Here is a 19,434-nt window from a genome sequence, read left to right on the forward strand (position 1 = left end):
GCACCCCACCAATTGGAGTGCTCTTCGTGGTGCTCCTTAGAAAGGAGGTGATCCAGCCGCACCTTCCGGTACGGCTACCTTGTTACGACTTCGTCCCAATCGCCGATCCCACCTTCGACAGCTCCCTCCCAAAGGGTTAGGCCACTGGCTTCGGGTGTTACCGACTTTCATGACGTGACGGGCGGTGTGTACAAGGCCCGGGAACGTATTCACCGCAGCGTTGCTGATCTGCGATTACTAGCGACTCCGACTTCACGGGGTCGAGTTGCAGACCCCGATCCGAACTGAGACCGGCTTTAAAAGGATTCGCTTAACCTCGCGGCATCGCAGCCCTTTGTACCGGCCATTGTAGCATGTGTGAAGCCCTGGACATAAGGGGCATGATGACTTGACGTCATCCCCACCTTCCTCCGAGTTGACCCCGGCAGTCTCTCACGAGTCCCCGGCATTACCCGCTGGCAACATGAGACAAGGGTTGCGCTCGTTGCGGGACTTAACCCAACATCTCACGACACGAGCTGACGACAGCCATGCACCACCTGCACACAGGCCACAAGGGAACCGACATCTCTGCCGGCGTCCTGTGCATGTCAAACCCAGGTAAGGTTCTTCGCGTTGCATCGAATTAATCCACATGCTCCGCCGCTTGTGCGGGCCCCCGTCAATTTCTTTGAGTTTTAGCCTTGCGGCCGTACTCCCCAGGCGGGGTACTTAATGCGTTAGCTACGGCACGGATCCCAAGGAAGGAAACCCACACCTAGTACCCACCGTTTACGGCGTGGACTACCAGGGTATCTAATCCTGTTCGCTCCCCACGCTTTCGCTCCTCAGCGTCAGTTACTGCCCAGAGACCCGCCTTCGCCACCGGTGTTCCTCCTGATATCTGCGCATTCCACCGCTACACCAGGAATTCCAGTCTCCCCTGCAGTACTCAAGTCTGCCCGTATCGCCCGCACGCTCACAGTTAAGCCGTGAGATTTCACGAACAACGCGACAAACCACCTACGAGCTCTTTACGCCCAGTAATTCCGGACAACGCTCGCACCCTACGTATTACCGCGGCTGCTGGCACGTAGTTGGCCGGTGCTTCTTCTCCACCTACCGTCAGCCCGAGAAAACCCGGACCTTCGTCGATGGTGAAAGAGGTTTACAACCCGAAGGCCGTCATCCCCCACGCGGCGTCGCTGCATCAGGCTTTCGCCCATTGTGCAATATTCCCCACTGCTGCCTCCCGTAGGAGTCTGGGCCGTATCTCAGTCCCAGTGTGGCCGGACACCCTCTCAGGCCGGCTACCCGTCGTCGCCTTGGTAGGCCATCACCCCACCAACAAGCTGATAGGCCGCGGGCCCATCCCACACCGCAAAAGCTTTCCACCACAGGACATGTGTTCTGTGGTCCTATTCGGTATTAGACCCAGTTTCCCAGGCTTATCCCGATGTGCAGGGCAGATTACCCACGTGTTACTCACCCGTTCGCCACTCGTGTACCCCGAAGGGCCTTACCGTTCGACTTGCATGTGTTAAGCACGCCGCCAGCGTTCGTCCTGAGCCAGAATCAAACTCTCCAAACAAAAACCCCTCGATAACGAGGTGAATTCACAATCAGAGAAAATCTGATCTAACAAAAAGACACCAAAAAACTGGCATCAATGATTGCGACTACACCCACACACGGGGAGTGCTAGGTGTAGTCAAAAAACAACAACAAAACAATTCACCAAACACACTATTGAGTTCTCAAACAACACGTCTCGCTATATTTCGCCCGTTTCGGGGCAACCCTGCCAGCTTAATACAGATCCGGCAGGAGAGTCAAGTCCTGGTTTCGATCATCTTCTGTGGGAGGTGATCTCGCCGATCGGGCGTGACTCGGCTACTGTACCCGCTCGATCTCCGCTCCCAAAATCGCCAGGTTCTCGACGAACAACGGGTAGCCGCGATCGATGTGAAAAACGTCGTGGACCTCGGTGTCTCCGTCTGCGACGAGTCCGGCGAGCACCAGTCCGGCGCCGGCCCGGATGTCCGAACACCACACCGGCGCGCTCGAGAGCTGAGGTAAACCGCGTACCACCGCGTGGTGCCCGTCGGTGCGGGCGTCCGCACCCAACCGGATCATCTCCTCGACGAACCGGAAGCGCGCCTCGAACACGTTCTCGGTGATCATCGACGTGCCGTCGGCGATCGAGGCCAGCGCAATCGCCATGGGTTGCAGGTCTGTCGGGAATCCTGGGAACGGCAACGTCGCGACGTTGACGGCCTTCGGCCGCTCGTACTGCACCACGCGGAAGCTGTTATCGGTCTGAGTGACCGTGGCCCCGGCGTCATGCAGCTTGTGCAGGACCAACTGCAGATGCGACGGATCTATTCCCGTCACGGTGATGTCGCCGCGGGTCATCGCCGAGGCGATACCCCAGGTCGCGGCCACGATGCGGTCCCCGATGACCCGGTGCTCGGTCGGATGCAGTCGTGGCACACCGGTGATGGTCATGGTCGGCGACCCCGCGCCTTCGATCTGGGCGCCCATCTGGTTCAACATCGTGCAGAGGTCGACCACGTCGGGTTCGCGCGCCGCGTTGTGGATCACGGTGACGCCCTCGGCCACCACCGCGGCCATCAGAATATTCTCGGTGGCGCCCACGGACGGGAATTCCAGCTGAATTTCCGCGCCGCGCAACGTCTCTGCCTCGGCGACCACGCATCCGTGCTCGATGTTGCACTGCGCGCCCAACTGCCGCAGGCCCGCTTGGTGCATGTCCAGCGGCCGCGATCCGATCGCGTCACCGCCCGGAAGCGCCACCCTGGCCTTCTTGCACCGACCGACCAGCGGTCCGAGCACGCAGACCGACGCCCGGAACTGACGCACGGCCGCGAAGTCAGCGTCGTACTTCGGTTCATCCGGCGACGTGATGCGGGCGACATCACCGTCAAGTTCGACGGTGGCACCCAGGCCACGCAGCACCTCGGCCATCAACGGCACGTCGAGAATATCGGGACAGTTCGTGATGGTGCTGGTGCCTTCAGCCAGCAGGGTCGCCGCCATCAGCTTCAGCACGCTGTTCTTGGCGCCCCCAACAGCGACTTCGCCTGACAACCGGTTGCCACCAGTCACCACGAATCGCTCCGCCACCCGGGTCAGTCTAGTGAAGCGGTATCGGCTTGTCAGTCAGCCGACCCGCATCGAGGTCGTCTCATCGGGGTAGCGTTCTGCCCATGGCAGTCCATCTGACCCGCATCTATACCCGCACGGGCGACGACGGCACGACGGGATTGAGCGATTTCTCACGGGTGTCGAAGAACGACCCGCGCCTGGTGGCCTATGCCGATTGTGATGAGGCCAACTCGGCGATCGGGGTGGCGGTGGCAGTGGGGGGTCCTTCGGAGCAGATCGCTGACCTGCTGCGACAGATCCAAAACGACCTCTTCGACGCCGGCGCGGACCTCTCGACACCGGTGGTGGATGACCCGCAGCATCCACCACTGCGGATCACCCAGGCCTACATCGACCGACTCGAGGGGTGGTGCGACACCTACAACGAAGGCCTGCCGGCGCTCAATTCCTTTGTCCTGCCCGGTGGTTCGCCGCTTTCGGCGTTGTTGCACGTGGCTCGCACCGTGGTCCGTCGGGCCGAACGAGCGGCGTGGGCCGCCGTCGACGCCCATCCCGAAGACACGAGTGTGTTGCCCGCGAAGTACCTCAACCGGCTCTCGGACCTGCTGTTCATCCTGTCGCGGGCAGCAAACCCGGACGGCGACGTGCTGTGGCGCCCGGGTGGCGGCGCAGTTGGCTAGTCAGACGCTGCGGCGCCGGGCCCGCGGCGAGGGCCGCGACTCCAGCCACGACTGAAACGCGGTCAACGCCCCTCGGTCCAAAGCGATTTCGTAGCCCAGCCGCCGGTCCTGAGTGTTATCGCGAAGTTCCAGCACCACGATTTCGTCGGTCATGATGTCGAATTCGTCGCCACGTGGCGCGCGCCTGGCCACGACCTCCACCCCGCGTCGGCTCAGCCGGCGATCCGGCCAGAGACGAAAACTGGACAGCCGGTAGAACGCCGCCTCGCCACCTCGATAACGGATCACACCGTGCCGCCAGCCGTGCCCGCCCACCGCAGGGATATCGCGCATGATGGCAGCCGTTCCGCCCCGGCGCAGTTTCCACAGCCGGAAACTCAGGGCAAGGACGGCCGCTCCCAGCAGGACAACGAGCACGGCCATGGCGATCATGGGCGCGCTCATCGTCGAAATCAGTCGAGCGCGCCGACGGCGCGCAACCTCGCGCGCCCCCGGGCAGCGACTTGGGGATCGTCGGATTCGGAATCCTGTCTAGCAGCGCTCTCGTCGATGTCCTTCTCGAACTCCGCCGACTCGGCGAGCACACTCACACCCTCTTCGGTCACCGTGAGGAAGCCGCCGTCGACCGCGATCCGCAGGTCGTCTTCGCCGTCCCGCTCGACGCGCACCATGGCGTCGTCAACCAACTGTGCGACCAACGGGATGTGATGCGGCAGGATGCCGATCTCCCCGGAGGTGGTGCGGGTGAACAGAAACGTCGCCTCGCCCGACCAGATCTCACGGTCGACGGCGACGATCTGAACGTTCAATTCAGCCATGCCACACCACCTTTCGAGTCAGCCGGAAGTCCGCCGTCATAGCTTGACGTCGAAGCTCTCGGCCTTCTTGGCCAAGTCGTCGAGCCCTCCGATGAGGAAGAATGCCTGCTCCGGCACGTGGTCGAAGTCACCCTTCGACAGCCGGTCGAACGCCTCGATCGTCTCCTTGACCGGAACCGTCGAACCCGGCTGACCGGTGAACTGCTCGGCCGCCATCATGTTCTGCGACAGGAAGCGCTCGATCCGCCGCGCCCGGTTGACCAGCTGCTTGTCCTCCTCGGACAGCTCGTCGATACCCAGAATCGCGATGATGTCCTGAAGGTCCTTGTAGCGCTGCAGAATTCGGATGACTTCCTGCGCCACACGGTAGTGCTCGTCGCCGACGACGCTGGGGTCCAGGATGGTGGAGCTGGATGCCAGCGGGTCCACCGCAGGGAAGATGCCCTTGGAGAACACGTTTCGGGACAACTCCGTAGTGGCGTCCAGATGGGCGAACGTGGTCGCCGGCGCCGGGTCGGTGTAGTCGTCGGCCGGCACGTAAACGGCCTGCATGGACGTAATCGACTTGCCTCGCGTCGAGGTGATGCGCTCCTGCAACTCGCCCATCTCGTCGGCCAGCGTCGGCTGATAACCCACCGCGGACGGCATACGGCCGAGCAGGGTCGACACCTCCGAGCCGGCCTGGGTGAACCGGAAGATGTTGTCGATGAACAGCAGCACGTCCTGGCCGGCCTCGTCACGGAACCACTCGGCCATCGTCAGGGCGGACAGCGCCACCCGCATACGGGTGCCGGGCGGCTCGTCCATCTGGCCGAACACCAGCGCGGTGTCCTTGAGCACGTCGGCTTCCTTCAACTCGACCCACAGGTCGTTGCCCTCACGGGTGCGCTCCCCCACACCGGCGAACACCGAAGTACCACCGAAGTTCCGGGCAATACGGTTGATCATCTCCTGGATGAGCACCGTCTTGCCCACCCCGGCACCGCCGAACAGGGCGATCTTGCCGCCACGCACGTAGGGAGTCAGCAGGTCGACGACCTTGAGTCCCGTCTCGAGCATCTCGGTACGCGGCTCCAGGTCTTCGAAGGCCGGCGGCTTGCGGTGAATCGACCAGTGGTCGAAGTCTTCTCCGTATCCGGGCTTGTCCAGGCAGTATCCCAGCGCGTTGAACACGTGGCCTTTGACCTTCTCGCCCACCGGTACCGAGATCGAGTTGCCAGTGTCGGTGACTTCGGTGCCGCGCACCAGTCCATCGGTGGGCTGCATCGAGATGGTGCGCACCAGGTTGTCACCGAGGTGTTGCGCCACCTCCAGCGTCAGCGTCTTCTTCATCGCCTCGAACGGAATCTCCGCGTGCAGCGCGTTGAACAATTCCGGAACGGAACCCCGCGGAAACTCGACGTCGACGACGGGGCCGGTGATCCGAACAACGCGGCCGTTGGTGTCGGAGCCCGATTTCTTGTCAGTCTTTTCGTCTGCGGTAGTGGTCATATTCTTCGCTTCCTCGTGGGGCCTACTTGGAGGCGTCAGCGAGCGCGTTTGCGCCGCCGACGATTTCGCTGATCTCTTGGGTGATCTGGGCCTGCCGCTCACGGTTCGCCTGCAGCGTCAGGTCCTTGATGAGGTCATCGGCGTTGTCGGTTGCCGATTTCATGGCGCGCTGGCGCGACGCCAGTTCCGAAGCCGCCGACTCCAGCAGCGCCGCGTACACACGGGTGGTCAGGTACCGCGGCAGCAGCGCGTCGAACAGCGTCGTCGCATCCGGCTCGAAGGAGTAGAGCGTATGCGGTCCGGTGTCCTCCTCGACGTACTCCACCACCAGTGGAGCGATCCGGTGAGCAACGGCACTCTGGGACATCATCGACTTGAACTCGGAGAAGACGATGTGCAGTTCGTCGACGCCCTGCCCTTCGTCACTCCCGTCGTCGCCGGTGCCGGCCATGAAAGCGTCGACCAGAGTGTCAGCGATCTCGGTGGCGTTCTCGACCTGGGGCTGCTCGGAGAAGCCGGTCCAGGACTCCTTGATGTCCCAGTTCCGGAATGAGAAGTAGTTCAAGGCTTTTCGTCCCACGGTATACAGCACCGGGTCCTTGCCCTCTTCTCGCAGGAGGGAAAAGAGCTCCTCGGAACGACGGAAGATGCTCGAGTTGTAGGCGCCACACAGACCGCGGTCGGAGGACACCACCAGAACGCCGGCGCGAGTGGGATTCTCCCGTTCGACGAGCAGCGGATGGTCCAGAGCGGCTTCGGCAGACAGCGTGGTGAGCATCGAGGTGATCTGGAAGGCGTACGGCCTGGCCGACTGCAGCCGAGCCTGCGCCTTACCGATGCGCGATGTGGCGATCAGTTCCTGAGCCTTGGTGATCTTCTTGATCGACCCCGCCGACTTGATCCGCCCGCGTAGTTCGCGAAGTGTGGCAGCCATTGTTAGCTACTTCTTGTCCTTCTTGGAGTCCTTCTTGGGCTTCTCCTTCTTGACCTTCACCGATTCCTTGCCGAGCTCTTCTTCGTCCATGGCCTCGACATGCTCGTCGGGTACCACCGATTCGCCAGAGCTGGCAGCGAAGCCCTTCTTGAATTTGTTGATGATCTCGACGAGCTTCTCTTCTTCTTCCTCGCCGAGTTTCTGACTCGTGCGGATGCCCTCGAGGAACTTCTCCTCCGACGCCCGCATGTGGTCCAGCAATTCGGCCTCGAATCGCTTTACGTCCTCCACCGGCACCGAGTCGAGATGACCGCCAGTGCCCAGGAAGATCGAAACCACCTGCTCTTCCACGGGCAACGGCGAGAACTGCGGTTGCTTGAGCAACTCGACCAGTCGTTCACCGCGCGACAGCTGCTTCTTGGACGTCTCGTCGAGGTCGGACGCGAACGCGGCGAAGGATTCCAGTTCGCGGTACTGCGACAAATCCAGACGCAGCGAGCCGGCCACCTCTTTCATCGCCTTGATCTGAGCGGCGCCACCGACCCGGGACACCGACACACCGACGTTGATGGCGGGCCGGACACCCTGGTTGAACAGGTCACTCTCCAGGAAGCACTGCCCATCGGTGATCGAGATGACGTTGGTGGGGATGTAGGCCGAGATGTCGTTGGCCTTGGTCTCGATGATCGGCAACCCGGTCAGCGAGCCGCCACCGAGCTCGTCGGACAGCTTGGCGCAACGCTCGAGGAGCCGCGAGTGCAGGTAGAAGACGTCACCCGGGTATGCCTCACGACCGGGCGGACGGCGCAACAGCAGCGAGATCGCGCGGTATGCCTCGGCCTGCTTGGTGAGGTCGTCGAAGACGATCAGCACGTGCTTGCCCTCGTACATCCAGTGCTGCGCGATCGCCGAACCGGTGTAGGGCGCAAGCCATTTGAAGCCGGCGGCGTCGGAAGCGGGCGCCGCGACGATGGTGGTGTAGTCCATCGCGCCACCTTCGTCGAGCGCGCGGCGCACCGAAGCGATCGTGGTGCCCTTCTGCCCGATCGCGACGTAGACGCAGCGAACCTGCTTCTTCTCGTCGCCGGTCTCCCAGTTCTGGCGCTGGTTGAGGATGGTGTCGACGCAGACGGCGGTCTTGCCGGTCTTGCGGTCGCCGATGATCAACTGCCGCTGGCCGCGCCCGATCGGAGTCATCGCGTCGATGGCCTTGATACCGGTCTGCAACGGCTCTTTCACGCTCTGGCGCTCGACCACCGACGGCGCCTGGAGCTCCAGTGCGCGACGGGTGTCGGTCTCGATGTCCCCGCCGCCGTCGATCGGCTGACCGAGCGGATTGACCACTCGGCCGAGGAAGGCGTCACCCACAGGCACCGACAAGACGTCACCGGTCCGCTTGACCTGCTGGCCTTCTTCGATCTTCTCGAAGTCACCGAGGATTACGGCGCCGACGCTGTGCTCGTCCAGATTCAGGGCGACGCCGAGAACTCCGCCCGGAAACTCCAGCAACTCCTGGGTCATGACGGACGGCAATCCCTCGACGTGCGCGATGCCGTCGCCGGCATCCACCACGGTGCCGACTTCCTCTCGCGAGGTATCGGCGGTGAAGGACTCTACGTATTCTTCGATGGCGCTCTGGATGGCATCAGCGGAGATTGTCAACTCGGCCATGGCTTTTCGTCTTCCTACTTCGTTGTGATGACTAGGTCGGGTTTCCGTCGGGCTTTGGATTAGTCGGGTAACTGGGCTTCAGCAGCGGCCAACCGGGACTTGAGCGTGCCGTCGATCACCTCGTCACCCACGGAGATGAGCAGTCCGCCGAGCAGGTCGGAATCGACTTGCAGCTGGACCGCCACCGGATGACCGTAGATGCGGCCCAATACCTCACTGAGCCGAGTGCGTTGGGCGTCACTGAGTTCCGCCGCCGCACTGACCTGCGCCACGACTTCGCCGCGGCGAGCGACCGCCACCTGAGCGAGCAGCAGCACCGCTTCTTCGGCCGGCATGCCCCGCAACAACTCGACCGTCTGGGACAGCAGCGCGAGGGCCACCGGGTTCACCTCGCTACCCGAACTCTCAAGTACCTTGCGCAGCAACCCAACTCGCCGGTCGGCGCCGGTGGTGTAGTCGCCCAGCAGGATGCCGAGGCGTGGCTGGGCGTCGAGGATTCGCGAGAACCGGAACAACTGGTCCTCGACTTCGTCGACGCTGCCGTCCTTTTCGGCGACTGCGAGCAGCGCCTGACGCGAGACATGCTCGATTGCATCGACCAAGTCCCCGTTCGCCGACCAGCGTTCCGAGACAGCGGTGCGCAACAGGTCGAGCGTGGAGTCGGCGACCTTGCCCTCGAGCAGTCGTTCGATCAGCTTGACCCGGGGCGCCGCGTCTTCGGCCGGCACGGTGAGATACCGGGTGACCACGATCTCCTGGTCCAACAGCTTGGCCACCGACACCAACTCGTCGGCGAGAGTGGTCAAACCCTGGTTGTCGAGGTCGCCGGCGATGGTGTCGAAACGCTCCACCATATTGCTCACAGCGCGGCGGCTCGCCGACCGCATCTTGGCCAGCACCGGGTACTCCACCTCGACCGGTTCTGGCGCCATGTCGTCGAGTTCGTCGAGGAAACGGTCGACGGTCGATGCCTGCTGCTCGGCGTCGGACACATAGCTGCGCACCAATTCACTTGCCTGGCGCACGGATTCGTGGCCGAGCTCCAACCGGAGCTGACGGGTCAATTGCGCCCGCAGCAGTTCGGTTTGGCGCGCCCCCTGCGCCTTGATGCGTTCCGCCTCGCTTTCGGCCTGTGCCCGCATCTGTTCCTCGATGCGTTCGGAGTCGGACTTGGCCTCCTCGACGAGCTGCGCGGCCTCTTCCTTCGCGCGCTGCACGGCCTTGCTGTGCGCGGTCGTCGACTCGGTGAGGCGCTGCGTCGCCTTCTCCGAGTCCTTCAACTGCTGACGCACCGTCTCCTGGCGAGCGGCCATCAGTTTGCGGACTGGCGGCACGACATACCGCCAGACCAGCAGCACGATGGCCGCGAACCCGATCAGCTGTCCGATAAATGTCGACATGTGGTGACTACCTCGTCGCTTCTGACGTCGCAGCTTTCGGGCTGATTTCCACACCGAGCACTCGAGAGGCCAGCGTCGCCGAGATGGCACCGACGTTGGCACGCAGATCCAATTCCACGGCGTCGCGCTCCCGCTTCAATTGCTCGTTGGCCTGGGCCAACACCTCTGCCACCTGCTGCTCGGCGCGCGCTCGCGCATCGTCGATGACCTTACGACCCTCAGTCCGCGCATTGTCGCGGAAGGCGCCCGCTTCGACCCGAGCTTCCTTCAATGCCTTCTCGTAATCGGCATCGGCGGCGGCGAACTGCTCGGCCGCCTTCTTGCTGTCGGCCTGGGTCTTGGCCACCATGTTGTCGCGTTCCTTGAGCACCTTCAGAATCGGCGGCACGACGAACGTGCCGATGACTCCGAGCACCACCAGGAAGATGGCCAGCACGAAGAAGAAGGTGCCGTTCGGGATGAGGAAGTTGCTTTGGCCGCCTTCCTCTGCTGCAAAGTTCACAGCCGAAGCAAGAGAAGTCGGGTCGCCCATCACAGCGAATTACTTGACGGGCGTGGCGAAGACGAATAGCGCCATGAACGCCAGGTTGATGAAGTAAGCAGCCTCGACCAGACCGACCGTGATGAAGAACGGCGTGAAGAGACGGCCCTGTGCCTCCGGCTGGCGGGCGACACCGGAGATCAGCGCGTTACCGGCGACACCGTCACCGATACCGGCGCCGATGGCGCCACCGGCCATGATCAGTCCACCGCCGATGAGGGCGCCGGCTGCGATAGTGGGGTCCATTTTTATCCTCCTTGATAACTCTGGTAGCGGTTTACCAGGATTTTTTTAGTGGTGGTCCTCTTCTAGTTCCATCGCTTGGCTGAAGTACAGGATCGTCAGCAGCGCGAAGATGAACGCCTGGATGGCGCCGACGAACAGGTCGAACGACTTCCAGATCGCGTTCGGCAGCCACAGCACGTAGGGCGGGAACAGCGCGATCAACGCGACCAGGATCCCGCCGGCGAAAATGTTGCCGAAAAGTCGGAGCGACAACGAAATCGGCTTGGCGAGTTCTTCGACGACGTTGATCGGCGCGAGGATCGCGACGTGTCCCTTGAGCACCTTGATCGGGTGCCCGATGATGCCGCGGCGCCAGATCCCGGCCGCGTGATAGCAGACGAACACGAACAAGGCCAGTGCCAGCACGTAGTTGATGTCAGCCGCGGCCGAGGACAGCAGCTCGGTCGTCTTGCCTTCTTTGTCGGTGTACTGCAGTGGCAGCACCGACAGCCAGTTGGAGATCAGGATGAACACGAAGATGGTGACCGCCAGCGGCAGCACGAACGGTGCGATCCGCATCCCGATGGCGGATTCGACCTGACTGCGCATCTGGATAGTGATCGCCTCGAAGAACAGCTGCACACCACCAGGTACGTCGGTCGAGGTGACCTTCGACTTCAGGTAGAACGCCAACCCGATCACGATCAGCGCGGCAATGGCCGTCGACATGATGGTGTCGGTGTTGACTGTCAGACCCAGCCAGGTGGCGGTGTGGTGTTCGCCGACCTCGATCTGAGCGGCCAGGATCGACTCAGTCATCGCCGGCGCTCCTCCCTTCCGTGCCATCCGATCCCGTCACTACTGCACCTTCCTGGCCCTCGGGGTCGCCGGTCCGCAGCTTCTTCCACACCGGCAGGGCGGTCGATGCCACCAGTAGCACCTGGAAGAGTGCCAGGCCGAACACCACGCCCAAACCTTCAGGCCGGAATATGAAGGCGATGATCAGCGCCAGAATGGTGATGATCGCGACGCGCGATGCCGAGTTGATGGCCATCGATCGCTTCAGCGGGTGATCGCGCGCGGTGATCGACTCCACCGAACGCCGCACCATCAGGGCGTTGAGCAAACCCAGCAGCAACCCGATTCCGAAGAAGCCCCCCACCACCGGGTGACCGGCGTAGCCGGCGATGAGCGTCGCCACCGCCGTCACCCCCAGGCTGATGAGGAACAGCCGAACGGGACGGAACGCAACAGCGGGAAACACCAACGGCGCGTCCTGCGCTGGTGTCGTCACTGCAGCACCTCAATCCCAGGTTGGTGGAGCGCAAACCACGTGATCGACTGATCCGTGGCCCGCCGAGCGTATCGCAAGGGTCACGCTGGACTTACCCAAGGGGTAGCTCCCTGTGTCGGTCTTCGTCCGCCGGCACCGGAAACCCATCCGACGGGCCGGGGAGCCGGCAACCCGCGAGGTTTATTTCGGGGTTCTACCAGCACCGTACCACACGGCAGCGGGACCTACTACGGATCGTCGTAGTACTCGTCGCGACGACGCAGCAGCGGGATCACGGTCGCGACACCCGCGATGGCGATTGCTCCCAACATGACCGCCGCGGTGTGGCGCGGGTCGAAGAAGATCGTGCTCGCCGCGCCGAACGCGACGATGCCGACCCACAAGTAGATGAGCAGCACCACCCGGCGATGCGAGTGGCCTATCTGCAGCAGTCGGTGATGCAGGTGCATCTTGTCCGGCGTGAAGGCACTGCGTCCCGCCCGGGTGCGCCGCACGATCGCCAGCAGCAGGTCGAGCATCGGCACGAACATGACGGCCACCACCAGCAGGAACGGCGACAGCAGAGCAAACACATCGCGGGCGCCGTAAGCGTTCTGCGAAATCGGGCCGGCCGCGGTCGTCGAAGCCGCCGCCAGCATGAGTCCGATCAGCATGGAACCGGAGTCGCCCATGAAGATCCGGGCCCGGTGGAAGTTGTGCGGGAGGAAGCCCAGGCACGCACCGGCAAGAACCACGGAGATCACCGCCGGTGGGTAGTAGAGCACGTCACCGCCGTGGTCGCGCAGCAGACCGACGGAGAACATGCAGATCGCTAGGGCGGTGATAAGACCCAGCCCGGCGGCGAGCCCGTCGAGTCCGTCGACGAAGTTCATCGCGTTGACGATCGAGACGGTCAGCGCCAGGGTCAGCAGGATCGACGATGCCTGGTCGAGCACGATGGTGCCGACGCCGCCCACCGGGATGTACAACACGCTCCACGCGACCCCCATGGTGACCAGGACACTGGCGGCGGTGATCTGGCCGGCGAATTTGGTCAGCGCGTCCAGGCCCCAGCGGTCGTCGATCAAACCGATGCCCATGATCACCGCGCCGGCGACCAGCACCGCGGGCATTCCGGTGGAGTAGACGAATCCGCGGGTGAGCGCCGGCAGCTGCGAGGCCAGGAAGACGGCCGAGCCGACGCCGAGGAACATTGCCAGCCCACCCATGCGAGGCGTCGGCGTCACGTGCACGTCCCGCTCGCGGGGATAGGCGACCGCACCCAGACGGGTAGCCAGCACGCGCACCGGCCCGGTGGCGAAATAGGTGATGATCGCGGCGGTCAGTCCGACCAGAGCCAGCTCACGCAGCGGGACTCCGGCGCTGCGATCGGACAGAGCGAGCAAACCGCCGGCAAGGCTGGCCACATCGCTGGACACCTCGAGACCGTACTTCACCAACCTGAGACCGGTGTGCGCGCCTTCGGGCCGCACCGTTCCCCGAGCGGGCCTCTGGGCCCACCATGTCGCCGAATGTGAAACCACGGCAAGATCCGAGGGGCGAATCTTCGCCATGGTTGCACGCTCGGCCGACCGAGGCGCTACCCGAGCAGACTCTCCGGCTCGACCCCGAGCACCTCGGCCACGCGGACGGTGCTGACCGGCCCCTCGCGCAGGATGCGCGGCGCGTTTCCGCTCAGGTCGACGATCGTCGAGGCGGCTTGCCGAGCGGCGGTTCCGCCGTCAAGGTAGACCTCGACGCGCGGGCCGAGTTGGCGTTGGGCCTCGGCAGCGTCGACGGCGGCGGGCTGGCCGGACACGTTGGCGCTGGACACCGCCATGGGGCCCACCTCGCGAAGCAACTCGATGGCGACCGGGTGCAGCGGCATCCGCAGCATCACCGTGCCGTGCGCGTCGCCAAGATCCCATTGCAACGAGGGCGCCTGCAAGACCACCAGACTGAGTGCGCCCGGCCAGAACGCACGCACCAGGTCACGCGCACCGTCGGGCATCCCGTAGACCAGACCTTCGATCGTGTGCCAGGAACCCACCAGCACGCCCACCGGCATGTCTCGGCCGCGGCCTTTGGCCGCCAGCAGGGCGTCCACCGCCGTGCTGTCGAAGGCGTCGGCGCCGATGCCGTAGACGGTATCGGTCGGCATGACGACCAGGCGGCCGGCCTTGACGGCCCCTACCGCCGCGGCGATACCGCGCGCCCGCTGGTCCGGGTCGGCGCAGTCGTAGACGTCACTCACAGCGCCGGTCCCCCTTCCGGGCCGTCACAAACCTCGGCCGTCCTGTCAGATCGTTGCGCGCCACGACGTCTTCGAAGAGCCCAATGCTGTTGACACACTCGACGGTCAGCGTAGACGTGGTGTCGTCATGCTCCACGGCGAACAGACCGCCCGGGCGCAGCCATCTCGCGGCGCGCGCGACGACGGTGGGTATCACCGCCATCCCATCCCGGCCGCCGAACACCGCATGCGGCGGATCATATTGCGAGACTTCAGGTTCCAGTACGGCGTTGTCGGGCACATAGGGCGGGTTCGACACCAAGAGGTCAACGCGGCGGTCCAGGTCCGGCAGCAGGCCGGGCGTGCCGATGTCAGCATGCACCAGTTCCACGCCGGTGCCCTCGGCGTTGCGACGGGCATAGTCCAGGGCCGCATCGGAGTCATCGATGCCGACAACGCGGGCGCCCGGCCAGCGCCGCGACAGGGCGACTGCCAGCGCACCGGAGCCAGTGCACGCGTCCACTATCACCGGCCGTGCCGGAAGCGATTGTGCGGCAGCCCATTCGAACATGGCTTCGGTCTCGGGCCGCGGGATGAAGACTCCCGCGCCGACGTGCAGCAGCACCGGTCCGAAACCGACCGTCCCGGTGAGGTGTTGCAACGGCACCCGCTGGGCGCGCGCGGCGACGGCCTCCTGGAAGCGTCCGAAGAACTCGTCGGGAGGATCCACGAACCGGAGCCGGCCGCGGTCGGTGCCGGCCACATGGGCGGCCAGCTGCTCGGCGTCCCAGCGGGCGGAGTCGATTCCGGCCCCGGCCAGTTGTGCCGTGGCGGAGTCGATCGCCTGCCGCAGTGTCATGGCGCCGCTCCTCCCCATGGCTACGCTCTGCATCGTCGGTTGCCGCGGGTGTGCCGAACTGTCCCGGTCATGTCGCCTGTTGCAGCCGCGCTTGCTTGTCGGCTTCGCTCAGCGCATCGAACAGCGCATCCAGGTCGCCGTCGAGGACCTGGTCGAGATTGTGCGACTTGAAACCGATCCGGTGATCGGTGATGCGGCTCTCGGGGAAGTTGTAGGTGCGGATGCGTTCGCTGCGGTCGACCGTGCGGATCTGGCTGGCGCGGTCCGCCGATGCGTCGGCGAGCGCCTGTTCCTCGGCCAGCACCTGCAGGCGGGCCGCCAGGACCTGCAACGCGCGGGCCTTGTTCTGCAGCTGCGAACGTTCGTTCTGGCAGGTGACCACGATTCCCGTGGGCAGGTGGGTGATGCGCACCGCCGAGTCGGTGGTGTTCACACCCTGCCCTCCCTTGCCCGAAGACCGGTAGACGTCGATCCGCAGATCGGACTCGTCGATCTGTACCTCGCCGACTTCCTCGGGTTCCGGATAGACCAGCACGCCGGCAGCCGACGTGTGGACACGTCCCTGCGATTCGGTCACCGGGACCCGCTGCACGCGGTGCACCCCGCCCTCGAACTTCATTCGCGACCAGACCCCGTCGGCGCTGTCGCCCTTACTGGCGATCGCCAGCGTCGCGTCCTTGTAGCCGCCCAGATCCGAGGTGGTTTCGCCCAGCACGGTGACCGTCCAGCCGTGCCGCTCGGCGTAGCGGATGTACATCCGGGCCAGGTCGGCGGCGAACAATGCCGACTCCTCGCCGCCTTCACCGGATTTCACCTCGAGCACGATGTCGTCGGCGTCGTGCGGGTCGCGAGGGGCCAGCATGTCGGTGAGTTGGGTGTCCAACTCGGCGACCCTGGCCTCCAGTTCGGTTACCTCATCGGCGAAGGATGCGTCGTCAACAGCCAGTTCGCGGGCGGTTTCCAAGTCGTCGCGCGCCGCCACCAGCTTGCGGTGGGTCGCGACGATCGGCGCCAACCGGGCGAAGCGCCGGCCTGCCTTGCGCGCTTCGTCGGGCTTGCTGTGCAGTTCGGGATCAGCCAACGCCCGCTCGAGCGCGGCGTGCTCGGCGAGCAGGACGTCGATCGTCTGCACCGGCTGCGTCATGTCACCTCTCCACTGCTGCTTGACCCCGAACGCGAACCGACGCCCGGCCTGTGCCGATATCGCACAGTTCGGGCGTCGGAAAGCCAGCTACTTGTCGGCCGCAGCTTTGTCCGCGTTGCGCTTGCCGTAGCGCTTCTCGAAGCGGGCCACCCGGCCGCCGCTGTCGAGGATCTTCTGCTTGCCGGTGTAGAAGGGGTGGCACTGCGAGCACACCTCGGCCACGATGCGGCCACCCGGCTTGGTGCTGCGGGTGGTGAAGGAATTCCCGCAACCGCAGACCACGGTGGTCTCCTCGTAGGCGGGGTGAATGTCAGTTTTCATGCTGTCCTCTTCGTCATGTGCCACTCGGGGCCCCTGTTCGGCCCGGACCGCGAACCTGAAGTGGTTCCGAGTGATCGACCCTCGATTATGCCAGGTCAACCCACGTGAGCCTAAACGCCGGGGTGGGGATGCGTATTCCCGCTGTGGAGGCTCGGTTTCGCGCCAGTCGGTCTACTGTCAATGGTTGCCAAAGGCCGCCGGGTTGCCGTAAGAGAAGCTGATGCAACTGCGGATACCGGGCATCGCGCTCCTGTTCGTCATCGGCGGCGTCGCCGGTCTCATCGGCGATCACGGTCATGTCGTCACCGGCACGCTGGTGTATCTGCCGGCATCCCACCGGGTCCCGTTCGTGTGGACGAGCCCGATCTGGTTTCCCGCCCTCGTCGGGGGCGCCACCGTCCTGCTGGCGGAGCTGCGGCTGCACCTCGGGCCGGCACGCACTACCGTCACCGCACGTCAGGGGCTGGGCGGGGTCGCCGCCATCGTGGGCGCCTACGCCGTGACCGCCTTGGCGCACACGGCGCCAGCATTCGTGAGCACGGTGCTGATCGGCGCGATCGCGACGATCACCTGGTCGGTGCTCGGCGATCGGTTCGCCGTCGCGGGCGGGGTCGCGATCGCCATCGTCGGGCCTGCGGCCGAGGTCGCCATCGAAGCCCTCGACGTGTTTCGCTACACCCACGGCAGCGACGGCCTGTTCGGCGTCGCGCCGTGGTTGATTCCGCTGTATTTCGCCTTCGGTGTAGTGGCCGCGCTGCTTGCTGAAATCGTGACGAAAAAGACCTAGTCGTTGTCCATGTTGCCCGGCGTCGTCTTGGACACCTGCACCAGGAACTCGTAGTTGGTCTTCGTCTTACGCAGCTGGGACATCAGCAGGTCGATGGCCTGGTGGGAGTCCAGGCCCGACAGCACCCGACGCAGCTTGTGCACGATGCCGAACTCGTCCGGCGAGAGCAGCAGCTCGTCCTTGCGGGTGCCCGACGGGTTGACGTCGACCGCAGGGAACACCCGACGTTCGGAGATCTTTCGGTCGAGCTTGAGCTCGGCGTTGCCGGTGCCCTTGAACTCCTCGAAGATGACCGTGTCACCGGTGGAGCCGGTCTCGACCATCGCCGTGGCGATGATGGTCAGCGATCCGCCTTCTTCGATGTTGCGGGCCGCACCCAGGAAGCGCTTGGGCGGGTACAACGCGGTGGAGTCGACACCACCGGAGAGAATCCGGCCGGAGGCGGGCGACGCGTTGTTGTAGGCGCGGCCCAGACGGGTGATCGAGTCCAGCAGCACCACGACGTCCTTGCCCTGCTCCACCAGGCGCTTGGCGCGCTCGATGGCCAGCTCGGCGACCGAGGTGTGGTCGGACGGCGGCCGGTCGAAGGTGGAGGCGATGACCTCTCCCTTGACCGAGCGGGTCATGTCGGTGACCTCCTCAGGACGCTCGTCGACGAGCACGACCATGAGGTGGCATTCGGGGTTGTTCTTGGTGATCGCGTTGGCGATGTCCTGCAGGATCGTGGTCTTACCCGCTTTGGGCGGCGACACGATCAGCGCGCGCTGGCCCTTGCCGATCGGCATGATCAGGTCGATGACGCGGGTGGTCAGCCGGTCCGGCGTGGTCTCCAGACGCAGGCGCTGGTTGGGGTACAACGGCGTCAACTTCTGAAAATCGGGACGCTTCCTGGCATCCTCGACGGGTCCGCCGTTGACGCTGTCCAGGCGCACCAATGGGTTGAACTTCTGCCGCTGGTTGGGCTGTTCGCCGTCTTTGGGCACCCGCACCGCCCCGGTCACCGCATCCCCGCGCCGTAACCCGTTCTTGCGCACCATGTTCATGGACACATAGACGTCGTGCGGACCGGCCAGGTAGCCGGAGGTGCGGACGAATGCGTAGTTGTCCAGGACGTCGAGGATTCCGGCGACCGGTTGTACGACGTCGTCCTCGCGCAATTCAGATTCGCCGGCCTCGCCGGTGCGTTCGCCGCGGCGTCTGCGGTCCCGGAAGCGGCGTCCTCGCCGGCCTTGGCGTCCGTCGCCGTCGTCATCGGCGCCACCGCCGCCGCCACGCTGCTGGCCACCTTGCTGGTCGCCGCTCTGGTCGTTGCCCGAGTCTGCGGAACGCTCGTCGTTCCTGGCGTCCTTTTGGCCCCGCTCGCCCTGGCCACGGTCACCCTGCGCGCGCTCGCCCTTGTCGCGCTCGCCTTTGTCGCGGGCCGGCTCTTTGTGGGCGGCCGGCTCTTTGTCGGCGGCCGGCTCTTTGTCGGCGGCCGGCTCTTTGTCGGCGTCGTCGGCGTTCTCACCCTTGTTGCCGCCGGCCGTTCCCGCCTGTCGGGACGCGCTGCGGCGTTCACGCCGCCGTGTTTCCGCTGCTTCAGGGGCCTCTGCGGGGGCCGCCTCGGCCGCAGGGGCCTCCGGTGCGGCAGTCTGAGCGGCGTCGGGCGCGGGCGCGTCGGCCTTGGCCGATTCCTGCCGCGGCTCCGCGTCGCCGGACGACTTGCCGTTCGCCTGTCCCCTGCTCTGCTGGATGGCGGCGATCAGTTCGCTCTTACGCATGCCCGACGTGCCCTTCACGCCGGCTTTGTTGGCCAGTGCGCGCAGTTCGGGCAGCACCATGGTGGCCAGCGAGCTGGACGGCGCATTGGATTTGACGTCCGAGGCTTCGGAAGCGTTTGTGGTCACGGAGTTCGACGCCTTTTCGGCGTCGGTGCTTTCGCCAGCCGTGATGAGGTCCGTATCAGTCAC

Annotated in this window: 19 protein-coding genes and 1 rRNA gene; 2 read left to right on the forward strand and 18 right to left on the reverse strand. The window is 64.6% G+C overall.

What is annotated here, in order from left to right:
* Window positions 1-40: 40 nt before the first annotated feature.
* Both JX552_RS22525 and murA read right to left on the reverse strand, forming a co-directional pair.
* Window positions 41-1,570, reverse strand: a 16S ribosomal RNA gene (locus tag JX552_RS22525).
* A 302-nt stretch (window positions 1,571-1,872) separates the two neighbouring features.
* Window positions 1,873-3,126, reverse strand: coding sequence for a UDP-N-acetylglucosamine 1-carboxyvinyltransferase (gene murA, locus JX552_RS22530; protein WP_205874082.1), 1,254 nt, complete (start codon window positions 3,124-3,126; stop codon window positions 1,873-1,875).
* Window positions 3,127-3,209: 83 nt separating this feature from the next.
* Between murA and JX552_RS22535 the strand changes: the two genes are divergently transcribed.
* On the forward strand, window positions 3,210-3,788 hold the full coding sequence (locus tag JX552_RS22535) for a cob(I)yrinic acid a,c-diamide adenosyltransferase (protein WP_205874083.1): 579 nt from the start codon (window positions 3,210-3,212) through the stop codon (window positions 3,786-3,788).
* Here the strand turns inward: JX552_RS22535 and JX552_RS22540 are convergent, their stop codons facing one another.
* The 15 genes from JX552_RS22540 to rpmE all read right to left on the reverse strand — a co-directional run bounded on the left by JX552_RS22540 (window position 3,789) and on the right by rpmE (window position 16,698).
* Window positions 3,789-4,232: a DUF2550 domain-containing protein gene (locus JX552_RS22540; RefSeq protein ID WP_205874084.1), complete on the reverse strand. Its 444-nt coding sequence runs from the start codon at window positions 4,230-4,232 to the stop codon at window positions 3,789-3,791.
* Between the two features lie 8 nt (window positions 4,233-4,240).
* Window positions 4,241-4,606 (reverse strand): F0F1 ATP synthase subunit epsilon, encoded by a 366-nt coding sequence (locus tag JX552_RS22545; RefSeq protein WP_205874085.1) that lies wholly within the window; start codon window positions 4,604-4,606, stop codon window positions 4,241-4,243.
* Window positions 4,607-4,642: 36 nt separating this feature from the next.
* Complete coding sequence (gene atpD, locus JX552_RS22550; protein ID WP_205874086.1) at window positions 4,643-6,097, reverse strand: F0F1 ATP synthase subunit beta; 1,455 nt, start codon at window positions 6,095-6,097, stop codon at window positions 4,643-4,645.
* Window positions 6,098-6,119: 22 nt separating this feature from the next.
* Window positions 6,120-7,031, reverse strand: a complete 912-nt coding sequence (locus tag JX552_RS22555; RefSeq protein WP_205874087.1) for a F0F1 ATP synthase subunit gamma — start codon at window positions 7,029-7,031, stop codon at window positions 6,120-6,122.
* 6 nt (window positions 7,032-7,037) lie between these two features.
* Entirely contained in the window at window positions 7,038-8,702 is a 1,665-nt protein-coding gene (gene atpA / locus JX552_RS22560; RefSeq protein ID WP_205874088.1) for a F0F1 ATP synthase subunit alpha, read from the reverse strand.
* A 59-nt stretch (window positions 8,703-8,761) separates the two neighbouring features.
* The gene (locus JX552_RS22565; protein WP_205874089.1) at window positions 8,762-10,102 is read right to left on the reverse strand and encodes a F0F1 ATP synthase subunit B/delta; all 1,341 of its coding nucleotides are present in this window, start codon (window positions 10,100-10,102) and stop codon (window positions 8,762-8,764) included.
* Between the two features lie 7 nt (window positions 10,103-10,109).
* The gene (locus JX552_RS22570; protein WP_205874090.1) at window positions 10,110-10,634 is read right to left on the reverse strand and encodes a F0F1 ATP synthase subunit B; all 525 of its coding nucleotides are present in this window, start codon (window positions 10,632-10,634) and stop codon (window positions 10,110-10,112) included.
* A gap of 9 nt (window positions 10,635-10,643) precedes the next feature.
* On the reverse strand, window positions 10,644-10,889 hold the full coding sequence (locus tag JX552_RS22575; RefSeq protein ID WP_003406686.1) for a F0F1 ATP synthase subunit C: 246 nt from the start codon (window positions 10,887-10,889) through the stop codon (window positions 10,644-10,646).
* Window positions 10,890-10,934: 45 nt separating this feature from the next.
* On the reverse strand, window positions 10,935-11,687 hold the full coding sequence (gene atpB / locus JX552_RS22580; protein WP_205874091.1) for a F0F1 ATP synthase subunit A: 753 nt from the start codon (window positions 11,685-11,687) through the stop codon (window positions 10,935-10,937).
* A complete protein-coding gene (locus JX552_RS22585; RefSeq protein WP_205874092.1) occupies window positions 11,680-12,162 on the reverse strand; it encodes an ATP synthase subunit I in 483 nt (160 codons plus the stop codon). The genes atpB and JX552_RS22585 overlap by 8 nt, the downstream gene beginning before the upstream one ends.
* Window positions 12,163-12,389: 227 nt before the next feature.
* Window positions 12,390-13,598 (reverse strand): UDP-N-acetylglucosamine--decaprenyl-phosphate N-acetylglucosaminephosphotransferase, encoded by a 1,209-nt coding sequence (rfe, locus tag JX552_RS22590; RefSeq protein WP_205874093.1) that lies wholly within the window; start codon window positions 13,596-13,598, stop codon window positions 12,390-12,392.
* A gap of 143 nt (window positions 13,599-13,741) precedes the next feature.
* Window positions 13,742-14,395, reverse strand: coding sequence for an L-threonylcarbamoyladenylate synthase (locus JX552_RS22595; RefSeq protein WP_205874094.1), 654 nt, complete (start codon window positions 14,393-14,395; stop codon window positions 13,742-13,744).
* Window positions 14,388-15,233 carry a peptide chain release factor N(5)-glutamine methyltransferase gene (prmC, locus tag JX552_RS22600; RefSeq protein WP_205874095.1) on the reverse strand — a complete coding sequence of 282 codons (846 nt, stop codon included), beginning with the start codon at window positions 15,231-15,233 and terminating at the stop codon, window positions 14,388-14,390. Before prmC ends, JX552_RS22595 begins: the two co-directional genes overlap by 8 nt.
* A gap of 67 nt (window positions 15,234-15,300) precedes the next feature.
* Complete coding sequence (gene prfA, locus JX552_RS22605) at window positions 15,301-16,377, reverse strand: peptide chain release factor 1 (protein WP_205874096.1); 1,077 nt, start codon at window positions 16,375-16,377, stop codon at window positions 15,301-15,303.
* 87 nt (window positions 16,378-16,464) lie between these two features.
* Complete coding sequence (rpmE, locus tag JX552_RS22610) at window positions 16,465-16,698, reverse strand: 50S ribosomal protein L31 (RefSeq protein WP_055580753.1); 234 nt, start codon at window positions 16,696-16,698, stop codon at window positions 16,465-16,467.
* Between the two features lie 220 nt (window positions 16,699-16,918).
* Between rpmE and JX552_RS22615 the strand changes: the two genes are divergently transcribed.
* Complete coding sequence (locus tag JX552_RS22615) at window positions 16,919-17,485, forward strand: hypothetical protein (protein ID WP_205874097.1); 567 nt, start codon at window positions 16,919-16,921, stop codon at window positions 17,483-17,485.
* Here the strand turns inward: JX552_RS22615 and rho are convergent.
* Entirely contained in the window at window positions 17,482-19,434 is a 1,953-nt protein-coding gene (gene rho / locus JX552_RS22620; protein ID WP_205874098.1) for a transcription termination factor Rho, read from the reverse strand. The genes JX552_RS22615 and rho overlap by 4 nt on opposite strands.

Source organism: Mycobacterium gordonae, assembly GCF_017086405.1.
Lineage (GTDB): Bacteria > Actinomycetota > Actinomycetes > Mycobacteriales > Mycobacteriaceae > Mycobacterium > Mycobacterium gordonae_D.